Genomic DNA, 21437 nt, shown 5'->3' with positions numbered 1-21437 from the left:
CACCATGGCTTAAATTGGATAGTCAAAATGGAAGACACCGCAATATTCTGGATGCAGCTTCTTGTGAGTTGCGTCGTCTTCGCCATCGTCACGGCGTGGTACGTTTGGCCATCACTGACGAGGATGCCTCGTAATTCCGCTTTAGTTCCGCTGCTCTGGGTGCATGTACCCCGCTATGTGGGAATGACCCTTTTGGTTACCGGCATGGTCGATCCCAAATTGCCGCGAGAATTCCTGTCCGGCGCGGCTTACGGCGATCTTGTGGCAGCGGCGTTGGCTCTCGTTTCCATCTTTGCCCTGCGGAGTAGTTGGCGCTTTGCCATTCCTCTTGTGTGGGTGACCAACACATGGGGATTCGTGGACCTGCTGAACGGGGTACGCGGGGTATTGCAGCTGAATGTGCCGAGCTTCAATCTAGCGACCTTTTGGTATGTCTATACGTTCTACGCTCCCCTCGTTGTTGTTTCGCACCTCATGATCTTCAGGCTGCTGGTTGCCGGACGTAGGGCATCCGGCCCGTGATCGGTTTTTAGTGAGAAGCGGGCGATTAGGAGCCGAGATCGCTCAGGCAGGGATGGTCATTGAGGGCGCGGCCGAGCGAGGCAGCACGGCCGCGTTGGCGGCCGGTATGTTGCGCGTGAGGATTGTGACCCGAATGGGCTGAGAAGCGCCCTGCGCGGCTCTGGACGAACCGAGACCCCGGCATCGGCACAGCCGGAGGCGCGTGTAAAACTGCTGAATTTCGGACTAAGCCGAGCGGTCGCTGCTGCGGGATAATGGGGCGTAGGCGGCCGAACGCGCGAATGTTCTAGTCGGGTCGACAGCAGCCATCCGGCGATGAGTTCGACGCGAACACCCCCCTACCTACACCGCCACAACCCCCTGCAGCTCCTGCCGCGCGCCCGCCGGCACTCCGTCACTCGACAACATTGCCGCGCGGCCGAGCGCCTCGACCGGCAGGTGGCACCGGATGGCGTGGCCGAGGTCGCGCTCCAGCAGCGGCGGCTCCTGCGTGTCGCAGATCGGCCCGATATGGCGCGGGCAGCGGGTGTGGAAGACGCAGCCTTGCGGCTTGATGGTGGCGCTCGGCGGCGTCCCCTTCAGCTTGACACGCCGCAGCGTGCCGTCCGGGGCGGGCGTCGCCGACAACAGCGCCTCGGTATAGGGATGATGCGGCCCGTCGAAGACGCTTAGAGCCGGTCCGATCTCCATCAACTGGCCCATGTAGAGCACCGCGATCCGGTCGGCGACGTAACGCACCACCGCGAGATCATGCGAGATGAACAGGTAGCCGACATGTTCGACGCCCTGCAGATCGGTCAGTAGATTGAGGATCGCGGCCTGCACCGAGACATCGAGCGCCGAGGTCGGTTCGTCGCAGACGACGAGACGCGGCGAGCCCGCAAAGGCGCGCGCGATGGCGACCCGCTGTTTCAGGCCGCCCGATAGTTGGCGCGGCTTCGACTGCAGATAGGCATCCGACAGTTGGACGCCGCGCGACAGGGCCAACAGGCGGGTTTTCAGTGCCGCGCCGCGCAAGCCACCGAGCCGCGACAGCGCGCGGCCGAGAATACGGCCGATCCGATGCGCGCGGTTCAGCGCCGAATCCGGGTTCTGGAACACCATCTGGATGGTCTTGCGGGGTCGCCCCGCCTGGACCGCGACCCCATCATAGACGATGCGGCTGGTCGCGTCGGCGGTTTCGAGGCCGAGCAGGATGCGGGCGAGGGTCGACTTGCCGCTGCCGGATTCGCCGACAAGACCGAGCGTTTCGCCGGCCGCAAGATCGAACGAGACGTCGCGCAAGGCGTGGATCAGGTGCGGGCCGGACCGGAACGTCTTGGCCAGATTCTGCACCGAGAGCAGCGGCTGCGCGTCGGGCGCGCGCGGGGCGTGGTCCACCACCTCGGCGGGCACGTTGCGGGGCAGGTCGCCCGCCTCGTCTTGATAGAAGCAGCGGCTGGTACGACCCGCGCCGAGATCGAACAGGGGTGGCAGTTCGGTGCGGCAGCGCTCGCGCGCCAGGCCGCAGCGATTGGCGAAGTTGCAGCCCGTCGGGGCCTCGGGGCCGGAGGGTGGGAAGCCCGGAATCGTGTCGAGCCGTTGCAGGCGCCGGTCGAGCCCGAGGCGCGGCAGGCAGCGCAGCAGACCGACCGTGTAGGGGTGGCGCGGCGCCGCGAACAGCGTGCGGGTCGGGGCTTCCTCGACCAGCATGCCGCCATAGAGCACCCCGACCCGCTCGCACATGCGGGCGATGACCGCGAGGTTGTGGCCGATGAACAGCACCGCTGTCCCATGCTCGCGGCGGAGCGTGTCGATGAGGTCGAGAACCTCTGCCTCCACGGTCGCGTCGAGGCCGGTCGTCGGCTCGTCGAGGATGATGAGCCGACGGTCGACCGCGAGCGCCATGGCGATGACGACACGCTGCTGCATGCCGCCCGACAATTGATGCGGGTAACGCCCCATCACTCGCTCGGGATCGGTGATCTGCACATGCCGGAGCATGGCGACGGCTTTGTCGAGCGCGTCGGTGGGCGCGGCCCCCGCGAGCGCATAGACCTCGGCCAGTTGGTCCCCGACCGCGATGGCCGGGTTCAACGCCCGGCCCGGGTCCTGATAGACCATCGACAGACGTGTCGAGCGCAAGGCCCGCAGGCCGGATTGGGACAGGCCGTTGAGATCCTCGCCATCGACCAGGATGCGGCCAGCCGCGACGCGGCCGTTGCGCGGCAGGTAGCGCATCACCGCCAAAGCGGCGGTGGACTTGCCGCAGCCCGACTCGCCGACCAGCCCATAGGTCTCGCCAGGGCCGATGCGGAGGTTGAGGTTTCGCAGCACCTGACGGTCGCGGCCGCGCACGCGATAGACGACGTCGAGCCCCTCGATGCGGAGCGCATCGGTCTCCGGCACGGCAGCGGTCATTCGCTCACTCCATGCAGCGCGTCGGCGATGAGGTTGATGGCGATCACCAGCGAGGCGATCGCGATGGCGTCGAACAACACGGTCCACCAATATCCGCCGCCGATCAGCGCGTAATTTTCGGAGATCGCGAGGCCCCAATCGGGGGAGGGCGGTTGCAGGCCGACGCCGAGAAAGCTCAGCGTCGCGACCGTGAAGATCGAATAGCCGAGCCGGACCGTCAGCTCGACCGTGATCGGTGCCAGCACGTTGGGAAGGATTTCGGCCACCATGATGTAGATGGCATTTTCGCCGCGCAGTCGCGCCGCCGCCACATAGTCGAGATGGCGTTCGCTCATCACGGCGGAGCGCACGACGCGCGCCACTTGGGGCGTGAAGGCGAGGCCGATCGACAGGATCACGGTGGCGTTGGAGGCGCCGAGCGCCGTCAAGGCCACCAGCGCAAGGATCAGCAGCGGCAGGGCCAGCACCGCTTCGATGATGCGGCTCAGGATGTCGTCGACGACGCCGGGGAAGAACCCCATGATGAGGCCGAGAATGGTGCCGCCCACGATGCCGAGCAGGGTCGCCAGAGGCGCGACGACGAGAATGTCGCGCGAGCCGGCGATCACGCGGGCGAACATGTCGCGGCCGAGTTGGTCGGTGCCGAACCAGTGATCGGCCGACGGCGGCGTCAGCGAATTCAAGATGTCGTCGGAAAGGGGGTCGACCAGCGTCTGGCCGATCGTGGCGCAGAAAATCCAGAACAGCACGATGACGAAGCCGACAAGAAAGGTCGGGGTCCGAAACAACAGCCGGGTTCGTTCGAAGCGGATCGTCCGGGGCGGCGCGGCCGCGACGGTCGAGAGGGTTGCGGGGAGGCTCATGAGGCCGACCGCCTGAGGCGGGGGTTCAGCGTCGTGTAGAGAAGGTCCGCCCCGAAGGTTGCCACGACATAGACCGCGCCGACCACCAGAACGCCGGCCTCCAGCATGGGGAAATCATGGCCGCGCGCCGCCGCGTAGATCAGGCTGCCGATCCCCTGATAATGGAACAGCGTTTCGATGACGACGAGGCCGCCGATGAGATAGCCGGTCTGCGAGGCCACGACCGTGATGGTCGGCAGCAGAGCATTGCGAAGCACATGGCGCCAAATCACCGTGCGCCACGGCAACCCCTTGAGCACGGCCGTACGGGCATAATCGCTGTCGAGCGCCTCCACGGTACCGGCCCGCGCCATGCGAGCGATGTAGCCGAACAGCAGGAACACGAGCGGCAGCGAGGGCAGAATGAGGCAGTAGATCTGCTCGAGTGGTCCAGCGCCCGGCGGCGGGGTGGCCGAGATCGGGAATAGGCGGATCGTGATCCCGAACAACAGGATCAGCACGATGCCGGACACGAATTCCGGGATCACAGTTGCGGACAGACCCGCCAGTGTGATCGTGCGGTCGATGACACTGCCGCGTTTAAGGGCCGCCAGGACGCCGCCCGCGATGCCGAGCGGCACCACGATCACGAACGCGATGGCCGCAAGCTTGAGCGAATTGGCCAGGGCCGCCGCGACGAAGGGCGCGACCGGGCTGCGATAGGCGTAGGATTGGCTCATGTCGCCACGAACGAAATGGCTGATCCAATCCCAATATTGCACGAGGACGGGCCGGTCGACCCCAAGCTGATGGTTGAGAGCCGCGACCGACCGCTCGTCGGCGAGCGGACCGAGGATGGACCGTCCCACGTCGCCGGGCAGCAATTGGCCACCGGCGAATACCAGGATGCTCAAGACACCCAACGTGACCAGCGAGAGCAACAAGCGACGGATCAGCAAAGGCAGGATGGCGGCTCTCCTCGATCGCTCCGTCCCTCGCATTCGCGTGTGGACTGCAACCCAACCTACATGAAGCACGATCCTTGCCAACATCGGAGTTGGCGGAGGGGCTTCATCGGGATCGAGCCGCTGCCACAGGCGTGATCGAAGCGGTGGAGCGCGCGAGACAACCCACCGGATGGCGATCGCGGGACAGGCTGCAGGATCGAGGCGGCTAGATCGACACCACGACTTTCTGGGCCGACATGCCCTGTTTCTGAGCCGCCAATCCGCGTTGAATTTCCCCGAGCCCATGTCCGACGACGACGGGTTCTGGCGCCGTGACATAGCGCCCGTCCGCCAGGGCTTGCGGAAGAAAGTCGACATAGATCATCGGGCCGACCTCGTTGGCCAACAGGGAACTGCCGAAGATGAATTGGGTGCGGATCCGCCGTGTCCGCGTCTTCAGCATCAAGCCGACGTTCGAGGCCAGCATGCGTGCGATCTTCGGCACCAACCACACGGTCCTGCCGCGCCCCTGAGGTGCGTCATCGAACGAAACGGGAGGACTGGCGAAGGAGACTACCTTCGCGCCTTTGCACGCGTGGACGATGTCGACGCACGGGGCGGTCGATGCCACGCCGATCGCGAGAGCGCCCGCGCAGGTCCGCCCGCTGAAGGCCTGGATGATGTCCCGAACGACGGTCTTGCTCTTGTAGTCGAAGGCCGCGACCGCACCGAGCCGTCGGACATAGTCGAAGTTTTTCGGCGACGCCGTCGTGATGACGTCATAGCCGGCCGCGACCGCGAGCTGGATCGCATTGCTGCCGACGCTCGTCGAACCGCCCCAGACCAGAAGGGTTTTTCCGGTCGGCTTGGAGGTCGCCGACGGATGGTCGAGCGCCAGCTGATCGTTCTGGAACAAGCCACAGGCCGCCGTCGACAGTCCCAAGGGCAGAACCGCAGCACGTTCGTAAGACAAGGCGTCAGGGATCGGGGCCGTCATGTGCTCGAGCAGAAGCGTATAGTCCTGAAAAGCGCCCTCGGCCGGATTATTGCGAGATTTATCGGCGCCGACCGCATGGCCGAGCACCCGGTCTCCGACTTTGAAGCGCGTGACGCCGGTCCCGACCTCGACCACCTCACCCGCCGCATCCGAGCCGATGACAAAGGGATATTTCAGCCAAGGAAAGGCGAAATTTCCGATGATGGGGAAGAGCCAATCGACGGGATTGATCGCGACCGCTCGCGTCTTGATCACGATCTCACGGTCGAGCGGAACCGGGTAGGGCGCGGAACGGAGCTCGAACGGGCCGCGTTGCGCGACCAACCATAGGGCCGTGTTGCTAGGCATCTTGACCGACCTTTGCGTGAGCAGAGCGGGATAGGGAGTGCGGGATCGAGCGGCCGGGCTGACCGAACCCGCGCTGATGGCGGGACAAGTAGGTGATTGATGGCGGACGATCCATGCTCTAGCGTCCGCTATATCTTCGCGAACGTCCCGGACGCCGATGGACCCCCTCTCAGACATCCTTGCTCTTCTGAAACCACGCTCCTTCATGAGCCGCGCTTTGGACGCCGGCGGCCGTTGGAGCTTCCAAGTTCCGCGTGGCGAGGGCCTGAAATGCTACGCGCTCCTGTCGGGCCAATGTTGGTTTGAGCTCGAAGGCGCCGCCGAGCCCTTGTGGCTGACGGCGGGCGATTGCCTCCTGCTGCCGAGACCGCTTTGGTTCCGCTTTGCGAGCGACTTGACGATGCAACCCGTGGACGTGATGGCGGTGTTCCCTCAGGTGCAAGCCGGGGGCGTCGCCTCGATCAACGGCGGTGGCGAGTGTTTCGGCGTCGGCGGCTATTTCGAATTTGCCGGTAATCATGCCGACCTGCTGTTGGGCGCGCTGCCGCCCATCGTCCACATCAAGAAAGAAGACGACAAGGCGGCACTCCGTTGGTGCCTCGACCGGATCAGGCAGGAATTGCGTGAACCTCAGCCGGGGGGAGCGCTGATCGCCGAACACCTCGTCCACATGCTGCTCTTGCAGGCTTTGCGGCTGCATATCGCCGAAGGGTCGAGCGGTGGCGTCGGCTGGCTGTTCGCTCTGGCCGATCACCAGATCAGCGCGGCGATATCGGCCATGCATCGCGAGCCGGCGCGCCGCTGGACTCTGCAGGCGCTCGCCGCGGTGGCGGGTATGTCCCGGTCGAGCTTCGCTTTGAGATTTAAGACGATGGTCGGCGTGTCTTCGATGGAGTACCTGACGCGATGGCGGATGCTGCTCGCGGGAGATCGGCTCTCGACATCGCGCGATTCCATTTCGGTCATCGCTCCGGCCCTGGGCTACGAATCCGAAAGCGCGTTCAGCACGGCCTTTAAGCGCGTGATGGGCTGTCCGCCGCGGCATTACGGGCGCAGGGGGCGCGACGCCCGGGTGTCGGGTTACGCGGCGTCCTGAACCGCCAGTTTTCGCAGGAAGCTCCGCATACGGTCCAGGAACTGCTCGGGATGGGTGACATCCTCGGCGCGGTGCGCCACGACATCAACCGCCAAAGCCGCTTGACCGCGCGCCGCGACGGCTTCTAGGCCAGCTGCGAGCTCCGGCCTGATTTTGACGGCGGCGGCGATGGCCGCCTTGTCGAGGCGGTAGGCCGTCACCTGCGTCAGCGCCGTCGCCGTGGCGCCATAAGGAGCGCCGGTGATGAGGCCGATCGCGCCCAGGCTCCCACCCGGGCTCATGCGGAAAATCACCGGGGTTTCGCCGGTCGGCGTGCGCCGGGTGATTTCCACGGTCCCGGACGCGACGATGAACAAGGCTCGCGGCTCGTCATCCTGCCGGATCAGCATGTCGCCGCGCGCCAGATGGATCTGGGTCAGGTGTCGGGCGAGAAGGTCGCGCTCCTCGGGGTCGATCGCTCCGAACAGGTCGGATTGGGCCAGGAGTTCCGCCGGCGTCGGAACCGCGAGCCGCGGCACCGTTGCGATGCCGGCCACCGCCAGCGAGAGGCCGGCGTGGCGGAGATGCCGTTGCACCTGGCCGAAGACCTCGCTGCGCGCCGCGCCGAGCTTCTCCGTCGACGGCACCGAAAAATAGATCTCGTAGACGACGCCGTCGCCGCGGAGCTGCGTTCTGGCGATACTGGGTGGCGGCGTCGTCAGCGGCAGGCGGCAGGCCAGGATGGCGGCATGCAAGGTCGCGATACAAAGCTCGGGGGATGCGCCCGGATCGAGCCGGATCTCGATCGCGTCGCCGCGCACCGGTGTTGGGCGGCTGTGATTGATGAGCCGCGCTTTGGCGATGACGCTATTGGGCACGATCGCGATATTGCCGTTGCCGGTGGCGATCTGCGTCGATCGCCAATTGACCTGCAGAACGTGGCCCTCGATGCCGCCTTCCACCCACAGCAGATCGCCGGCCTTGTAGGGCCGCTCGATCCCCACCGCGATGCCGGAGAACACGTCCGACAAGGTACTCTGGAGCGCCAAGCCGAGCACGATCGCGATCACGCCCGAGGTTGCCAATAACCCGCCGATCGAGACGTCGAAGACGAGATCGACGACCGCGAGCGCGGTCGCAAGATAGATGGTGGCGGCCATCAGGTCCGAGATGATCTGAGTCTCGCGCGGCCGATTCTCGAGGACGACGATGAGGCGGGCCAGCCCGACGATGCCTCTCGCGGTCACCATCCACCAGCCGGCCTCGAGCAATTGCTCCCATAAGCGTTGACCGCCGAGATCCGAATGGAAGGTCGGCTGGAGTGGCGAGCCGACGATGCGATGCATCAGGACCGTGAAGATGATTAACAGGACAACCCGCCAACCGACTTTCGCCAAGGGCGACCATCGTCGCAGAAGACGCGGGACCGCAACGCCGCAGCACAGCACAAGCGTCGCGATCAGGAGTAAGGTTTGGTGGGTCATCGCGCGTCCGTCATCGCGGGTCGTTCATTCCAAGTGCATCTTTCCAGGCGCGTCATCGCGCGTCCAACGTGTCGGTCCGGGTACGAGACCCGGGCCCACGAGGACGCGCATTGATAGGCGCTGGCGCCATCGGTGCCGACGTTTCATACCACGTGATATCCCAAGCGGCGCCTGACGTCCTGGTCCACGATCGGAGCTTTCGGCTCCGGGAGTCTCGCAGGCGACTGGGGTAGGCCGCGCCGCCGCCCGCCGGGAGAAGACCCTCATGGCCCTGTTTGGAGATGTTTCAGTGACCTTTACGCCGGAGCTTCGTGCCCTGACGATCGTCGCCACCGCGACCGCGCTGATGTGGGTTCCTTATGTGGTGGGCAGAATGGCGACGTTCGGCGTGCTCGCGCCGATCGGCAATCCCGGGCCGGGCTATCCGGTCGACCGGCCTTGGATGGACCGGGCGAGGCGGGCCCATCTCAACGCGATCGAAAATCTTGCGGTTTTCGCGCCTTTGGTGCTGATCGCGGCGATCGTCGGCATCAGCACCCCCGCGACCGTCATCGCGGCCTGGACCTATGTCGGAGCGCGGTTTGTCCATTACGTCATCTACGCGGCCGGCATTCCGGTGATCAGAACCCTTGCGTTCCTGGTCGGCGCTTGCGCGACCGTGACGATCGGAGCGGTGCTGGTCAGCATGGCGTGACGTCAGCCGATCGTCAGCCCGTAGCGGTTGGCTGCGGCGCGAATGTGATGCCGCATCGCCGCCTCGGCGCCATCGCCATCGCGCGACGCGATCGTCTTGCAGACGTTCTCATGCTCGCGCAGCGTATCGCCAAGGCGGATCCGAAGCGTCATCGGCAGCCGCTGCGTCTCCACCATCATGTCGCGAACCGGCCGATACATGCCGGCCAGCACCGGATTGGCTGTCAGGTCGAAGACTAGATCGTGGAAGGTCGCGTCGGCGCCCGCCATTGCGGGGATGTCGTCGAGCGCGAGTGCCTCGCGCATCGCGTCCGTCGCCTCGCGCAGCCGGGCCACGCCGGCCTCGTCGCACCGCAGGGCCGCAAGTCGTGCCGCATGACTTTCAAGCCCGTAACGCGCTTCGTAGACGTCTTGCGGGCTGCAGCGTTCCGAAAATCGCCACAACGGCGCACGGGTGGCGGGCTGGGTCACATAGACGCCGCTGCCGATCCGCACGTTGACGAGCCCCATCGCCTCCAGAACCGAGATCGCCTCGCGCAGCGATGGGCGACTGACGCCGAGCTGTTCGGCAAGATCGCGCTGGGACGGTAATTTTTCTCCCGGCTTCAGTCCGCCGCGCAGAATCATGGCCTGGAGATGATCGGAAACGGCGCGCGGTACGAGGGGACGGTCGCCCGCGAACATGTCGCCGGTCGGCGGCTCGGAGCGTCGTAGCGCGGCAAGGTCAACCATCGCGACATGGTCCTTTCGGTCGTGCTGCCCAGGTCATGACCTGACTGCCCATCCTTTCAGCTACCCTGCCGATTCATTGTCGTGACAAAGCCTCGTCTTCGGTTGCGCCATTTCGTTATCTGCTCCAAACTCCATCTGGTCAAACCGGTCTGGCCAATTTGGTCCATTTCCATTTCAGGGGTTCTGCATGTCGCGTAACAAAGTCTCAGGATGGTTGCAGCGGTGTGCGCTCGGAGCCGCCCTCGCAGCAATGGCGTTCAGCGCCTCGTTCGCGGCTCACGCGGCCGAGATGAAGGTCGGGGCCAACATCGGCAACGTGCCGTGGGAGTTTCAGGACGCTAAAGGCGACACCGTCGGGTTCGAGGTCGATCTCGCAAATGAAATCGGCAAGCGTCTCGGCATGGATGTCACGTTCGTCAACATCCCGTTCACGGGCCTGTTCGCGGCCGTGCAATCGGGCCAGATCGACGCGGCGGTCTCGTCCATCACGATCACGCCGAAGCGGCTCGAAAGCGTCGCCTTCGCCCAACCCTATTACGACAGCGACCAGTCGCTGACCGTCAAGGCCGACTCGGGCATCACCAACCTCAAGGGCATGGCCGGCAAGGTCGTGGGCGTCGATACCGGCTCGACCGGCGACATGTATGCGACCAAGCATATGGACGAGGACAAGTTCAGCGACGTCCGCAAATACGAGGGCCTCGCGCCCGCGATGCTCGACCTCGCGGCGGGCCGCATCGACGGCTACATCAGCGATATCCCGGCGCTGCAATATTACGTCAAGGATAAGCCGATCTATAAGGTGGTCGAGCGGATCCCGACCGGCGAGCGCTATTCCATGATGTTCGCGAAAAACAGCCCGTTGCTGACCAAGGTGAACGACGAGATCACCAAGCTGAAGCAGGACGGTTTCATCGCCAAGCTTCACGAAAAGTGGTTCGGCGCGAAACCTGAAGACACCACCAGCACGGTCATGAAGGCCGATATCCCGAAGCTCTGACGAGGGCGTCATCCCGCGATCGGCGGGTCGTCGGAACGGCAGGGGTCGCGTCGGCGACCTCTGCCGTTCTTGCTTTGCTGACAAGAAGGCCCAGGTCGCGCATGATCCGACACTTGGCGAGTTGGGGTTCGAAGCTGCTTTATGTCGATCTTTGACACATTCCTGAACTGGTCCGTGTTCGTCGAAGCGCTCCCCATGCTGCTCAAGGGGTTGTGGATCACGGTCGGGCTCGGGCTCACCGCGATCGTGATCGGGTTCGTCGGTGGTTTGATCCTGGTGATGGTGCGGCTCTATGGGGGCATGCCGCTGTCGCCGCTCGGCATCGCCTATATCGACGTGTTCCGGTCGATTCCGGTGCTGGTTTTGCTGATCGTCATCTATTATGCGCTGCCCTTCGTCGGGCTTCGCCTGTCGCCGTTCTGGGCCGCCACAACCGCGCTCAGCCTCGTCTCTGCCGCCTATTCGGCCGAAATTCTGCGCGCCGGCATCGAGGGCGTGCCGCAAGGCCAGTTCGAGGCGGCTCGCGCGCTGGGGCTCGGACCGATCCGTCAGATGATCGACATCGTGCTGCCACAGGCCATCAAGCTCGTGATTCCGCCGCTGACCTCGAATTCGATCAACGTCATGAAGGATACGGCGCTCGCCTCGGTCGTGGCGATGCCGGATCTTTTGAAACAGGCCACGCAGGCGCAGGCGCTTGCGGCTAATCCGACGCCTCTCATCGGCGCGGCGGTCATCTATGTGATCCTGCTGCTGCCCTTCGTGCGCTCCGTCGGCCTGCTCGAGTCGCGCCTCAACCGACGGGGGCGTTAATGACGTCGATCATCAGCCTGCGCGGCGTCAGCAAACTCTTCGGGCAATATCGCGCACTGAACGACGTGACGCTGGACGTCGAAGCCGGTGAAACACTCGTCGTGATCGGCCCGTCCGGGTCTGGAAAATCGACCTTGATCCGCTGCATCAATCGCCTCGAGCGGCATGACGCCGGCGACATCGTCGTCGATGGGTTTACGGTCGGGGACACGCGCCAACTCACCGCCATCCGGGCCGAAACCGGGATGGTGTTCCAGAATTTCAATCTGTTTCCGCATCTCAGCGTGCTCCGCAATGTCGCGATCGGTCCGGTGCGGGTGCGGGGCCTGACCTGGGCGCAAGCTGAGGCGCGCGCCCGCAAGCTGCTGGTCCGCGTCGGGCTCGAGGCCCATGTCGACAAATATCCGACGCAACTCTCGGGCGGCCAGCAGCAGCGGGTCGGCATCGCCCGCGCGCTTGCCATGGAGCCGAAGGTGCTCTTATTCGACGAGCCCACCTCGGCGCTCGACCCCGAAATGGTCGGCGAGGTGCTCGACGTCATGCAAGGTTTGGCGCGCACCGGCGTCACGATGGTTGTTGTGACGCATGAGATGGGCTTTGCCCGCCGCGTGGCGGACCGTATTCTCTTCATGTGCGAGGGGCGTATCGTCGAACAGGGACCGCCCGCCGCGATGTTCGATGCGCCGAAGGACCCGCGTCTGCGCGGCTTCCTACAAGCCGTCTTGTCCCACTGATCTAAACCCTGCCGTTTTCGAAAGCATGTTTCATGGCCCTTGATCTCGACACCGTCCGCAGCCGGTTTCCGGCTCTCGCCGACGGCTTTGCTTATTTCGACAATGCGGGCGGCTCGCTCGTGCTCGGCTCCGTGGCCGATCGCATTCGCGACTATCTGCTGACCACCAGCGTCCAGACCGGGGCGAGCTATCCTGCCTCCCGACGCGCCGTGGAGCGCCTGGCCGAAGCCCGCCGCCGGATTGCCTTGCTGCTGAATGCGGCTCGGCCGGAGGAGATCGTGCTCGGACCGTCGAGCACGATCCTCTGCCAGTTTCTGGCGCGTTCGATGGAGGGTAGGCTTCAGCCGGGCGACGAGATCGTCGTGACTGACTTCGATCATGAATCGAACATCGGTCCGTGGCGCGCCCTCGAAAAGCGCGGCATCGTCATCAAGACGTGGAGCCTCGACCCCGATACGCTGACGATCGATCTCGATGCGCTCGATGCGCTGATGACCGACCGGACGCGGCTCGTCGCCGTCACCCATACGTCGAACATCCTCGGCACCATCAACCCGGTGGCCGAAATCGCGGCCCGCGTCCACGCGCGGGGCGCCGAAATCGCGGTCGACGCCGTGGCTTATGCGCCCCATCGCGCCGTCGACGTTCAGGCCTGGGACGTCGATTACTACGTGTTCAGCTTCTACAAGACGTATGGGCCGCATTTCGCGGTGCTGTACGGCAAATACGACAAGCTTTTGGAGTTGGACGGGCTCTATCACTACTTCTACGGCAAAGACAAAGTGCCCATGAAGCTCGAGCCCGGCAACACCAATTACGAACTTGCCTGGGGCGCAGCCGGGATCGTCGATTATCTCGACGACCTTGGCGGGGGGACCGGCGATCGCGCCGCCATCACGCGCGCCTTCGACGATATCGCGGCGCACGAGGCGGTACTGGCCGAGCGGCTGTTGGCTTATCTCCGCACCCGGAACGACACACGCGTCATCGGTCATCGCACGAGCGACGCGGCCGTTCGTGTCCCCACCATCGCGTTCAAGATGGAGGGCCGGGAGTCCCAAGCGGTTGTCCAGCACACCGACCAGGATTCGATCGGCATTCGGTTCGGCGACTTCCACTCGCGTCGCTTGATCGAGCATCTCGGATTAGCCGACAATGGTGGTGTGGTGCGCGTCTCCTTGGTGCATTACAACACGCTCGACGAGGTCGATCGACTCATCGGTAGTCTCGATCGTCTGCCGAGCTGACTTTGGAGATCGCGATGACCCTCGACCTCGCCATTCGTGGCGGCACCATCGTGACGGCGGCCGATGTGGCGCGCTGCGATGTCGGCGTCCGCGATGGACGCATCGTGTCGCTCGGCGAGGATGTCGGCCCCGCGACCCGCACGATCGACGCGACCGGCCTTTTGGTGATGCCCGGCGGTATCGACAGCCATGTCCATCTCGACCAGTTTTCCGGTGATGGCATCGTCATGGCGGATGGCTTTGCCAGTGGCACGCGCTCGGCGGCGGCGGGCGGCAATACCTGCGTCATCCCCTTCGCGCTGCAGCGTCGCGGGGAATCCTTGCGCGCCAGCGTCGAAGCCTATCGGGCCAAGGCCGAGGGGCAGTCGCTGATCGACTACAGCATGCACCTCATCATCACCGACCCGACGCCGCAGGTGCTCGGCCAGGAACTCCCGGCCTTGGTGAAGGATGGCTACACCTCGTTCAAGGTCTTCATGACCTATGACGACATGGTGCTGACCGACCGGCAACTGCTCGAGGTGTTCGACGTCGCGCGGCGCGAAGGCGCGCTCGTGATGGTCCATGCCGAAGGCTACGACCAGATCAAATTCATGGCGGAGCGTCTGGAGCAGGGTGGCGAAACCGCGCCTTATTATCATGCCGTCTCCCGTCCCGAACTGGTCGAGCGGGAGGCCGCCCACCGCGCCATCTCGCATGCCGAACTGGTCGGTATTCCGATCATGATCGTCCATGTGTCCGGTCGGGAGGCGATGGAGCAGATCGAATGGGCGCGTCGCCGCGGCCTGAAGATCTTCGCCGAAACCTGCCCGCAATATCTCGTGCTGACGGCCGACGATCTCAAAGGCCTCAACATGGACATGAGCGGCGCGAAATATGTCTGTTCTCCGCCACCGCGCGACAAGGCCTCACAGGACGCGATTTGGCGCGGGCTGCAGACCGGCGTGTTCCAGACCTTTTCGTCGGACCATTGCCCGTTCCGATACGACGACGACGCGGGCAAGACCGGGCCGAAGGCGCGCACGTCGTTTCGTTGGGTGCCGAACGGCATTCCGGGCATCGCGACGCGCCTTCCGATCCTGTTCTCGGAAGGCGTCAAGACGGGGCGTCTCTCGCTGCAGGAGTTCGTCGCCCTGACGTCGACCAACCATGCCAAGATGTACGGCCTCTATCCTCGGAAAGGCTCGATCGCGATCGGTGCGGATGCCGATCTGGCACTGTGGGACGCCGACAAGCGGGTGACGATCACGCAGGATCTGATGCACCACGGGGCCGACTACACTCCCTATGAGGGCTTAGAGGTGACAGGCTGGCCGGTCACGACGATCGTCCGGGGCACGACCGTCTTCGCCGATGGCAAGGTCACGGACGAGCGGAATGGCGGCGCTTTCATTGCGCGCGGGGCGTCTGGCCACCTCTAGCGCGTCGCGCCTCTGGATCTTTCGTGTTAGATCAGCATCGCTGGAGGCCCACAGCTAGGCAGCCCAGGTCGATTATGGCAAGAGTCAGACCATAAGGGGGCTCGGCCCTCGGAAGGGTCTGCCGTGCGCGTGATTGTCGCAATGATGCTTCTTCTCGCAGGCCCGGCCTGGGCCGGATCGCTCGAGGATAAAGCCTGTCTGCTGGCGGCGGCGCAACGTCTGCCGCCGATCCCCGGCCTCAAGATCCTCGGCATGACGGTGGCACCAGCCGTCGACGCGATGGCGGTGTCGCAGATCGTCGGGAGCTTTCGAACCGCGCAAGCGGCGGCCCGCAACCTCGACGAGACCTTCGCGATCCTCGGGAGCAGCGCCGTCAGCGAGCAGATTGACGGCTTTATCGCGGCCCATAACGATTATGCGGCGCGACAAGCGATCATCGACGCGTTTCTGCCACGGGTGTCCGGCTCAGGCAGTGTCACCATCACGGTCGATGTCGCCGATCTGAAGGCGACCTACGCGTTCATGTGCGCCTATAGCACGGCCGACATCATCATCGCCGAGCCGGTCTCGCTGCTCAACTAGGCGAGCGACGACACTGCTTCGGGATCAATCGCCGTTGCAATCCGGTGTGTTGGTATCGCCCGTTTGCAGGCGGTCGGTCTCGATCGCGGCAGCGACCGAGGGGATGCGGTGCACGAATTCATCCAGGCGCTCGCTCGGGCGCGTCAGCAAACCGCTTGGCCCGAGCAGTGTCACGACCTCCTGCCCGAAATTCTGCATGTCGTCGGCATATTGGCCGACGACGAAGCCAACGCTGCGGCTGATCGCATCGCCATCGTTCTCGGCCGAGACGACCTGCGGATCATGAGTCCCGACCGCCAGCGTATAATCGACCATCGAAGATCTCCCGATCGTTTCAGTCCACAACATTGAACCGCATTGTCGCGGCCCGGCATGTGCAAACGGAGGACGCACCCGGCTTGTTGCAAGGCCTCACAGCTCTCGGCTGGCCTCACCCTGCGGGCTGGAGGCCACTCGCCAGGAGGAGATCGGCGGCCTCGATACATTTCGGGCAATAGGTGATCGTCTCTTCGCCCGTTTCGGTGTTCACCTCGACGACGTCGCGGTGCATGTCTTTTTCGACCAACCCATCGACGATCTGGACCACGACCGGATGGCCGAGTTCGCATTGGATCGTCGCGGATGCCGTCACCAGGCCTGCCATCGATTTGCTCCCGCGCTCGCCTCGATCGACGTCGTCGCGACTCGATCGTAACGAGCGCGAGCGGCTTATCATAGAGCCGAGGCCGCTCCGACGACGGATCGAACCGCGTTGATTGAACAAAGCGGGCTCATGTTTAAAACGTTGGCGGTGTGCAGGCGCTGACCACCTCACAGGCCTGCGGGCCGACGCAGCGAAACCGGTGCGGGCGGTGGCTTTCGAAATAATAGGCGTCGCCCGCCCCCAGAATCTTCCGCTCGTCACCGACCGTGACCTCGAGCCGGCCGCTCAGCACGATCCCGCCTTCCTCGCCCTTATGGGTCAGGGGGACGCGTCCGGTATCGGCACCCGGCTCATAGCGTTCCTTGAGGATCTGCAGCGCGCGTCCGAATAGCGTGTCGCCGACCTGCCGGAACGAGATCGGACCCTTGCCGATCTCGACCAGATCCTCGGCCGCATAGAACACGGTCCGGCTCGGCTCCGGCTCGAAGCTGAAGAAGGCCGCGAGTCCGATTGGGATGCCGTCGAGAATGCGCTTGAGCGCGCCGACCGATGGATTCATCTGGTTCGATTCGATCAGCGACAGGGTCGAGTGAGCAAGGCCGACGCGCTTGGCGAGTGCGCGCTGCGAGAGCTGGTGCGACTGTCGGACCGCTTTGAGACGGGCCCCGAGTTTGAGGGTCTGGTCGAAATCCGGGTCGAACGTCATGCCTCGCCTCGCCTCCGCGTGGTGCAAGTGGTGCGTATCGACTAACACATGAAGCTGCGTCTCTACGATTGAAGCATGTTGCCGATGAGCAGAAACCATCTTGTTGAGGCGTCCGGCCCCGCGCATTGTTGGGTCCGAACCGGAACCCAACCGCATGACCCTCGACGCCATCGACCGCCCGGGCTCGAACGAGCCGAATCTCGAAAATTTCTGGATGCCGTTTACGGCAAACCGCCAATTCAAGGCGGCGCCCCGTATGCTGACCTCGGCCAAGGGTATGTATTACGAGAGCGCCGATGGGCGCACGGTGCTCGATGGGACGGCGGGGCTGTGGTGCGTCAATGCCGGGCATGGCCGACGCCAGATCGCCGAAGCGGTCGAACGGCAATTGATGGATCTCGATTTTGCGCCGACTTTCCAGATGGCGCATCCCATCGTGTTCGACTTCGCCGAGCGTCTCGCCAAGATCGCGCCCGCCGGGCTCGATCGGGTTTTCTTCACCGGCTCGGGGTCGGAATCGGTCGATACGGCGCTCAAGATCGCGATCGCGTATCAGCGTGCCATCGGGCAGGGCACCCGCACCCGGTTCATCGGTCGCGAGCGTGGTTACCACGGGGTCGGGTTCGGCGGCATCTCGGTCGGCGGCATCCTCAACAACCGCCGGGTTTTCCCGCAGTTGCCGGGCACCGACCACCTGCGGCATACCCATGATCTGGCGCGCAACGCCTATGTCAGAGGCCAGCCCGAGCATGGGGCGGACCTCGCCGAGGATCTCGAACGGCTGGTGGCGCTGCATGGCGCCGAAACCATCGCGGCCGTGATCGTCGAGCCCGTCGCAGGGTCGACCGGGGTTCTGATCGCACCGAACGGCTACCTGGAACGCTTGCGCGCCATCTGCGATCAACACGGCATTCTGTTGATCTTCGACGAAGTCATCAGCGGGTTCGGACGCCTCGGCACCCCGTTCGGGGCGGAATACTTCGGCGTGAAACCCGACATGATGACAACAGCCAAAGGCCTGACCAACGGCTGCATTCCGATGGGCGCGGTCTTCGCAAGCCGCACCGTGCATGACGCGCTGATGCGGGGGCCGGAGAATGCCATCGAGCTCTTCCACGGCTACACCTACTCGGGCCATCCCGTCGGCTGCGCGGCCGGCATCGCCACGCTCGACATCTATGCCGAGGAGGGCCTGCTGACCCGGGGCGCCGACTTGGCCGAAACGTGGCACGACGCGATCCACAGCCTCAAAGGGCTGCCGAACGTGATCGACATCCGCACCATCGGCCTGATCGCCGGGATCGAGCTTGCACCCCGGGCCGGCGCGCCGGGCACGCGCGCCTACGAGGCGTTTGTGAAGGCCTTCGAGAAGGGGCTGCTGGTCCGCACCACCGGCGACATCATCGCGTTGTCACCGCCGCTCATCATCGAGCGGGAGCAGATCACGACCCTCGTGTCGATGCTGGGCGACGTGCTGAAGCAGGTCGCCTGATCGTCGCGTGCTTCAGATGCGGCGTCGTTTCTGCACGGCCGCCGCACTGAGGCAAAGGAGTTCGAACAACACCTGGGCCGCGATCTGGGCCGTGTTGGTGGTCGGATCATATTGCGGCGCTACCTCGACCACGTCGCCGCCCACGATATCGTGCCCGATCAGGCCGCGCAGGATCGCCAGCGCTTGGCTCGACGTAAGGCCGCCCACCTCCGGCGTGCCGGTGCCAGGCGCAAAAGCTGGGTCGAGACTGTCGACGTCGAACGTCACATAGGTCGGCCCATCCCCCGTGATGGCACGGGCCTGCTTGATCACGGCTTCTAGACCCATCCGATCGACCTCTTCGGCGTGGATCACGGTCATGCCGCTCGCATACGAGAACTCCCACAGGAATTCCGAATTGCCGCGGATCCCGATCTGGATGGTCCGTTCCGGATCGAGCACGCCATCGAGAACGGCCTGACGGAACGGGCCACCATGATGGAACTTGCAGTCTTCGAACGACCCGCTCGTGTCGCAATGGGCGTCGATGTGGATCAGCCCGACCGGGCGATCTCGGCCCACGGCGCGCAACACGGGAAGGCTGATCGAATGATCGCCGCCGACCGACAGCGGGACGACCCCCGCCGCCACGATGCGCGCCACGCAGGTTTCGATATCCTCATGGGAGGCTGCGAGATCGAAGCGGCTGCGGAACGGCACGTCTCCGATGTCGGCGACCCGGACGTCACCGGCCGGCACCGCCTTCAGAACATGTTCGTAGGGGCCGATCCGCTCGACATTGCGGATCGCTTTGGGGCCGAACCGCGCGCCAGAGCGGTGCGTCACGCCGAGGTCCATCGGCACGCCGAGCAGCGCGATGTCGAGATCCGACAGGTCGCGGTCGGGCCGGTAAGGCGCACGAAGGAGCGTCGGAACACCGGCATAGGGTGCGGGGCGTTTGTCGCCCTCCTTGAACACGAGATCGGCGACGCGCTTAAACGTCGGATCGAAGATGTCGCTGCCGGTCGCGTTCGCGTATCGGGCCCTGAGCGCGGCGAGTTTGTCGGCATCGAACATAGTCGGTTCCTCCCGGATTGTGTTTGAAACGGCTCAATAGCCGAGCGCGGCGCCGTCCTTGCGATGGTCGGAGGCGCCGATCAGCACACCGGTGTCCCAGTCGATCGAAATAGCTTGCGCCCCGCCGATCGCCCAGGACGGCGGCACGATTCTAAAGCCGCGCCGTTCGAGCTCGATCCGGGTTGCGGCCGGCAGCGTTGCTTCCGCTTCGACCTCGCGTGTGCCGGGCTTCGGGAATAGGCGCGGCAGATCGATCGCGGCCTGCATGTTCAGGCCATAGTCGAGCAGCTTCGAGACGAAATGCGCGTGCCCCATCGCCTGATAATGGCCGCCCATCACGCCAAACGGCATCTCGACGCGCCCCTCGCGCGCCATCATGCCGGGGATGATGGTGTGTAACGGCCGCTTGCTGGGCGCGATGGCGTTCGGGTGCCCTGCCTCCACGACGAAACTCTGGCCGCGATTGTGGAACAACACACCGCTGTTCGGCTCCACGATGCCGCTACCGAACGGATGAAAGATCGAGTTGATGAAACTGACCGCCATGCGGTTCTTGTCAACGACGCAGATATAAACCGTGTCCTTGTGGTCCGGCGGTAAGAAGGCCGGGATGTCGTCGAGGCATGAGGTGAGATCGATGCGGCTCCGCAACTCTGCCGCAAGCGTGTCCGACAAGAGCCACTCGATCGGCACGTCGGCCTTGGCCGGGTCGGCCAGCACGGCGTCGCGGATCGAGTACGCCAACTTCGTGGCCTCGATCTCGATGTGCAGTCGATCAGGCGAGAGCGGGTCGCCACGACCCTCGAACCCCGAGAGGATGTTCAGGATCATCAAGGCGATCACGCCCTGGCCGCCGGGCGGACATTCAAAAATGTCGTGGCCGCGAAAACTGGTCTTGATCGGCGTCTCGTAGGTGCCGCGCGCGGAGGCGAAATCCTCGGCTGTATGCAGGCCGCCAAGCCCCCGCAGATGCGCCACCATGTCGGCGGCGCGTTCGCCCTTGTAGAAGGCGTCCGGGCCGTCCCGTCCGATGGCCTCCAGCGTCGCGGCGAGTTCGGGTTGGCGATGCACGGTTCCGGCCTTCGGCGCATGGCCGTCCGGCAGGAAGATCCGCGCCGCATCCGGATCGGCCCGCAGCAGCGCCTCCTGGTTGATCCAGTCGCGCCCGACGCGTGAACTCACGGCATAACCGTCCCGCGCCAGTGCGACGGCGGGCGCCACAACCTCACCCAGGCTGCGCGTGCCATGATCCTGCAGCAAGCGCGCCCAGGCCTCGACCGCTCCCGGCACAGTGACGGCATGTGGCGATTGACGCGGGATCGTCGTGAAGCCCTGCTGTGTGTACCAATCGGTCGTGGCGGCGGCGGGCGCGCGGCCCGAGCCGTTATAGGCGACGATGCGATCGCTGCCGTCCGGCGAGATCAGCGCGAAACAATCGCCGCCGATCCCGGTCGAACCGGGCTCGACGACGCATTGGACCGCGCAGGCCGCAATGGCGGCGTCGATCGCATTGCCCCCGGCCTGCAGCATATTGACGGCGGCGAGACTGGCGGACGAATGCGATGTGGCCGCCATGCCATAACGGGCCATGACCAAGGATCGGCCCGGTTTTTCATAATCGCGCATGTGTGCTCCGCCCGGCTGCACCGGCCCATGATTTGCAGAAAGCATACTCGATCGACACTGCGAGACATGCCAGTATA

General features: G+C 64.6%; 21 protein-coding genes. 10 read left to right on the top strand and 11 right to left on the bottom strand.

What is annotated here, in order from left to right; translation table 11 throughout:
- Positions 1–27 precede the first annotated feature (27 nt).
- Positions 28–522 (top strand): hypothetical protein, encoded by a 495-nt coding sequence (locus EY713_RS04830; protein ID WP_131113813.1) that lies wholly within the window; start codon positions 28–30, stop codon positions 520–522.
- Positions 523–864: 342 nt separating this feature from the next.
- Here EY713_RS04830 and EY713_RS04825 read toward each other — a convergent pair whose 3' ends face one another.
- The 4 genes from EY713_RS04825 to EY713_RS04810 form a co-directional block, all read right to left on the bottom strand.
- On the bottom strand, positions 865–2922 hold the full coding sequence (locus tag EY713_RS04825; RefSeq protein ID WP_131113812.1) for an ABC transporter ATP-binding protein: 2058 nt from the start codon (positions 2920–2922) through the stop codon (positions 865–867).
- On the bottom strand, positions 2919–3785 hold the full coding sequence (locus EY713_RS04820) for an ABC transporter permease (protein ID WP_131113811.1): 867 nt from the start codon (positions 3783–3785) through the stop codon (positions 2919–2921). Before EY713_RS04820 ends, EY713_RS04825 begins: the two co-directional genes overlap by 4 nt.
- Positions 3782–4708 carry an ABC transporter permease gene (locus EY713_RS04815; RefSeq protein ID WP_245572894.1) on the bottom strand — a complete coding sequence of 309 codons (927 nt, stop codon included), beginning with the start codon at positions 4706–4708 and terminating at the stop codon, positions 3782–3784. The genes EY713_RS04820 and EY713_RS04815 overlap by 4 nt, the downstream gene beginning before the upstream one ends.
- Before the next feature lie 229 nt (positions 4709–4937).
- A complete protein-coding gene (locus EY713_RS04810) occupies positions 4938–6056 on the bottom strand; it encodes a zinc-binding alcohol dehydrogenase family protein (protein WP_131113809.1) in 1119 nt (372 codons plus the stop codon).
- 157 nt (positions 6057–6213) lie between these two features.
- Here EY713_RS04810 and EY713_RS04805 point away from each other — a divergent pair, with 157 nt between their 5' ends.
- Positions 6214–7152, top strand: coding sequence for an AraC family transcriptional regulator (locus EY713_RS04805; protein ID WP_131113808.1), 939 nt, complete (start codon positions 6214–6216; stop codon positions 7150–7152).
- Here the strand turns inward: EY713_RS04805 and EY713_RS04800 are convergent.
- On the bottom strand, positions 7137–8615 hold the full coding sequence (locus tag EY713_RS04800; protein ID WP_131113807.1) for a mechanosensitive ion channel family protein: 1479 nt from the start codon (positions 8613–8615) through the stop codon (positions 7137–7139). The two genes, EY713_RS04805 and EY713_RS04800, sit on opposite strands and share 16 nt — an antisense overlap.
- A 265-nt stretch (positions 8616–8880) precedes the next feature.
- On the opposite strand from EY713_RS04800, the gene EY713_RS04795 reads away from it, so the two are divergent.
- On the top strand, positions 8881–9309 hold the full coding sequence (locus tag EY713_RS04795; protein ID WP_210215309.1) for an MAPEG family protein: 429 nt from the start codon (positions 8881–8883) through the stop codon (positions 9307–9309).
- A 2-nt stretch (positions 9310–9311) separates the two neighbouring features.
- Here EY713_RS04795 and EY713_RS04790 read toward each other — a convergent pair whose 3' ends face one another.
- Positions 9312–10040, bottom strand: a complete 729-nt coding sequence (locus EY713_RS04790; protein ID WP_131113806.1) for a FadR/GntR family transcriptional regulator — start codon at positions 10038–10040, stop codon at positions 9312–9314.
- Positions 10041–10227: 187 nt separating this feature from the next.
- On the opposite strand from EY713_RS04790, the gene EY713_RS04785 reads away from it, so the two are divergent.
- The 6 genes from EY713_RS04785 (at position 10228) to EY713_RS04760 (ending at position 15837) form a co-directional block, all read left to right on the top strand.
- A complete protein-coding gene (locus EY713_RS04785; protein ID WP_131113805.1) occupies positions 10228–11040 on the top strand; it encodes a transporter substrate-binding domain-containing protein in 813 nt (270 codons plus the stop codon).
- Positions 11041–11181: 141 nt separating this feature from the next.
- Entirely contained in the window at positions 11182–11853 is a 672-nt protein-coding gene (locus tag EY713_RS04780; protein ID WP_131113804.1) for an amino acid ABC transporter permease, read from the top strand.
- On the top strand, positions 11853–12587 hold the full coding sequence (locus EY713_RS04775) for an amino acid ABC transporter ATP-binding protein (RefSeq protein WP_131113803.1): 735 nt from the start codon (positions 11853–11855) through the stop codon (positions 12585–12587). The genes EY713_RS04780 and EY713_RS04775 overlap by 1 nt, the downstream gene beginning before the upstream one ends.
- Before the next feature lie 32 nt (positions 12588–12619).
- Positions 12620–13834: a cysteine desulfurase-like protein gene (locus EY713_RS04770; protein WP_131113802.1), complete on the top strand. Its 1215-nt coding sequence runs from the start codon at positions 12620–12622 to the stop codon at positions 13832–13834.
- A 14-nt stretch (positions 13835–13848) separates the two neighbouring features.
- Entirely contained in the window at positions 13849–15255 is a 1407-nt protein-coding gene (gene hydA / locus EY713_RS04765) for a dihydropyrimidinase (RefSeq protein WP_131113801.1), read from the top strand.
- A 141-nt stretch (positions 15256–15396) separates the two neighbouring features.
- Positions 15397–15837 (top strand): hypothetical protein, encoded by a 441-nt coding sequence (locus EY713_RS04760; protein ID WP_131113800.1) that lies wholly within the window; start codon positions 15397–15399, stop codon positions 15835–15837.
- Positions 15838–15861: 24 nt separating this feature from the next.
- Here EY713_RS04760 and EY713_RS04755 read toward each other — a convergent pair whose 3' ends face one another.
- The 3 genes from EY713_RS04755 to EY713_RS04745 form a co-directional block, all read right to left on the bottom strand.
- Positions 15862–16152, bottom strand: a complete 291-nt coding sequence (locus tag EY713_RS04755; protein WP_131113799.1) for a hypothetical protein — start codon at positions 16150–16152, stop codon at positions 15862–15864.
- A gap of 115 nt (positions 16153–16267) precedes the next feature.
- On the bottom strand, positions 16268–16480 hold the full coding sequence (locus EY713_RS04750) for a hypothetical protein (RefSeq protein ID WP_131113798.1): 213 nt from the start codon (positions 16478–16480) through the stop codon (positions 16268–16270).
- 133 nt (positions 16481–16613) lie between these two features.
- On the bottom strand, positions 16614–17186 hold the full coding sequence (locus EY713_RS04745; RefSeq protein ID WP_131113797.1) for a cupin domain-containing protein: 573 nt from the start codon (positions 17184–17186) through the stop codon (positions 16614–16616).
- Between the two features lie 154 nt (positions 17187–17340).
- Between EY713_RS04745 and aptA the strand changes: the two genes are divergently transcribed.
- Positions 17341–18678 carry an omega-aminotransferase AptA gene (gene aptA / locus EY713_RS04740; RefSeq protein WP_131113796.1) on the top strand — a complete coding sequence of 446 codons (1338 nt, stop codon included), beginning with the start codon at positions 17341–17343 and terminating at the stop codon, positions 18676–18678.
- A gap of 12 nt (positions 18679–18690) precedes the next feature.
- On the opposite strand, the gene speB is transcribed toward aptA, so the two are convergent.
- On the bottom strand, positions 18691–19734 hold the full coding sequence (speB, locus tag EY713_RS04735; RefSeq protein WP_131113795.1) for an agmatinase: 1044 nt from the start codon (positions 19732–19734) through the stop codon (positions 18691–18693).
- 33 nt (positions 19735–19767) lie between these two features.
- Positions 19768–21360, bottom strand: coding sequence for a gamma-glutamyltransferase (gene ggt, locus EY713_RS04730; protein WP_131113794.1), 1593 nt, complete (start codon positions 21358–21360; stop codon positions 19768–19770).
- Positions 21361–21437: the final 77 nt, after the last annotated feature.

Origin of the sequence: Lichenihabitans psoromatis, assembly GCF_004323635.1 — a bacterium.
Taxonomy (GTDB): domain Bacteria; phylum Pseudomonadota; class Alphaproteobacteria; order Rhizobiales; family Beijerinckiaceae; genus Lichenihabitans; species Lichenihabitans psoromatis.
Note: the sequence above shows the minus strand (reverse complement) of the source record. Positions and strands in the feature narration are given on the sequence as shown.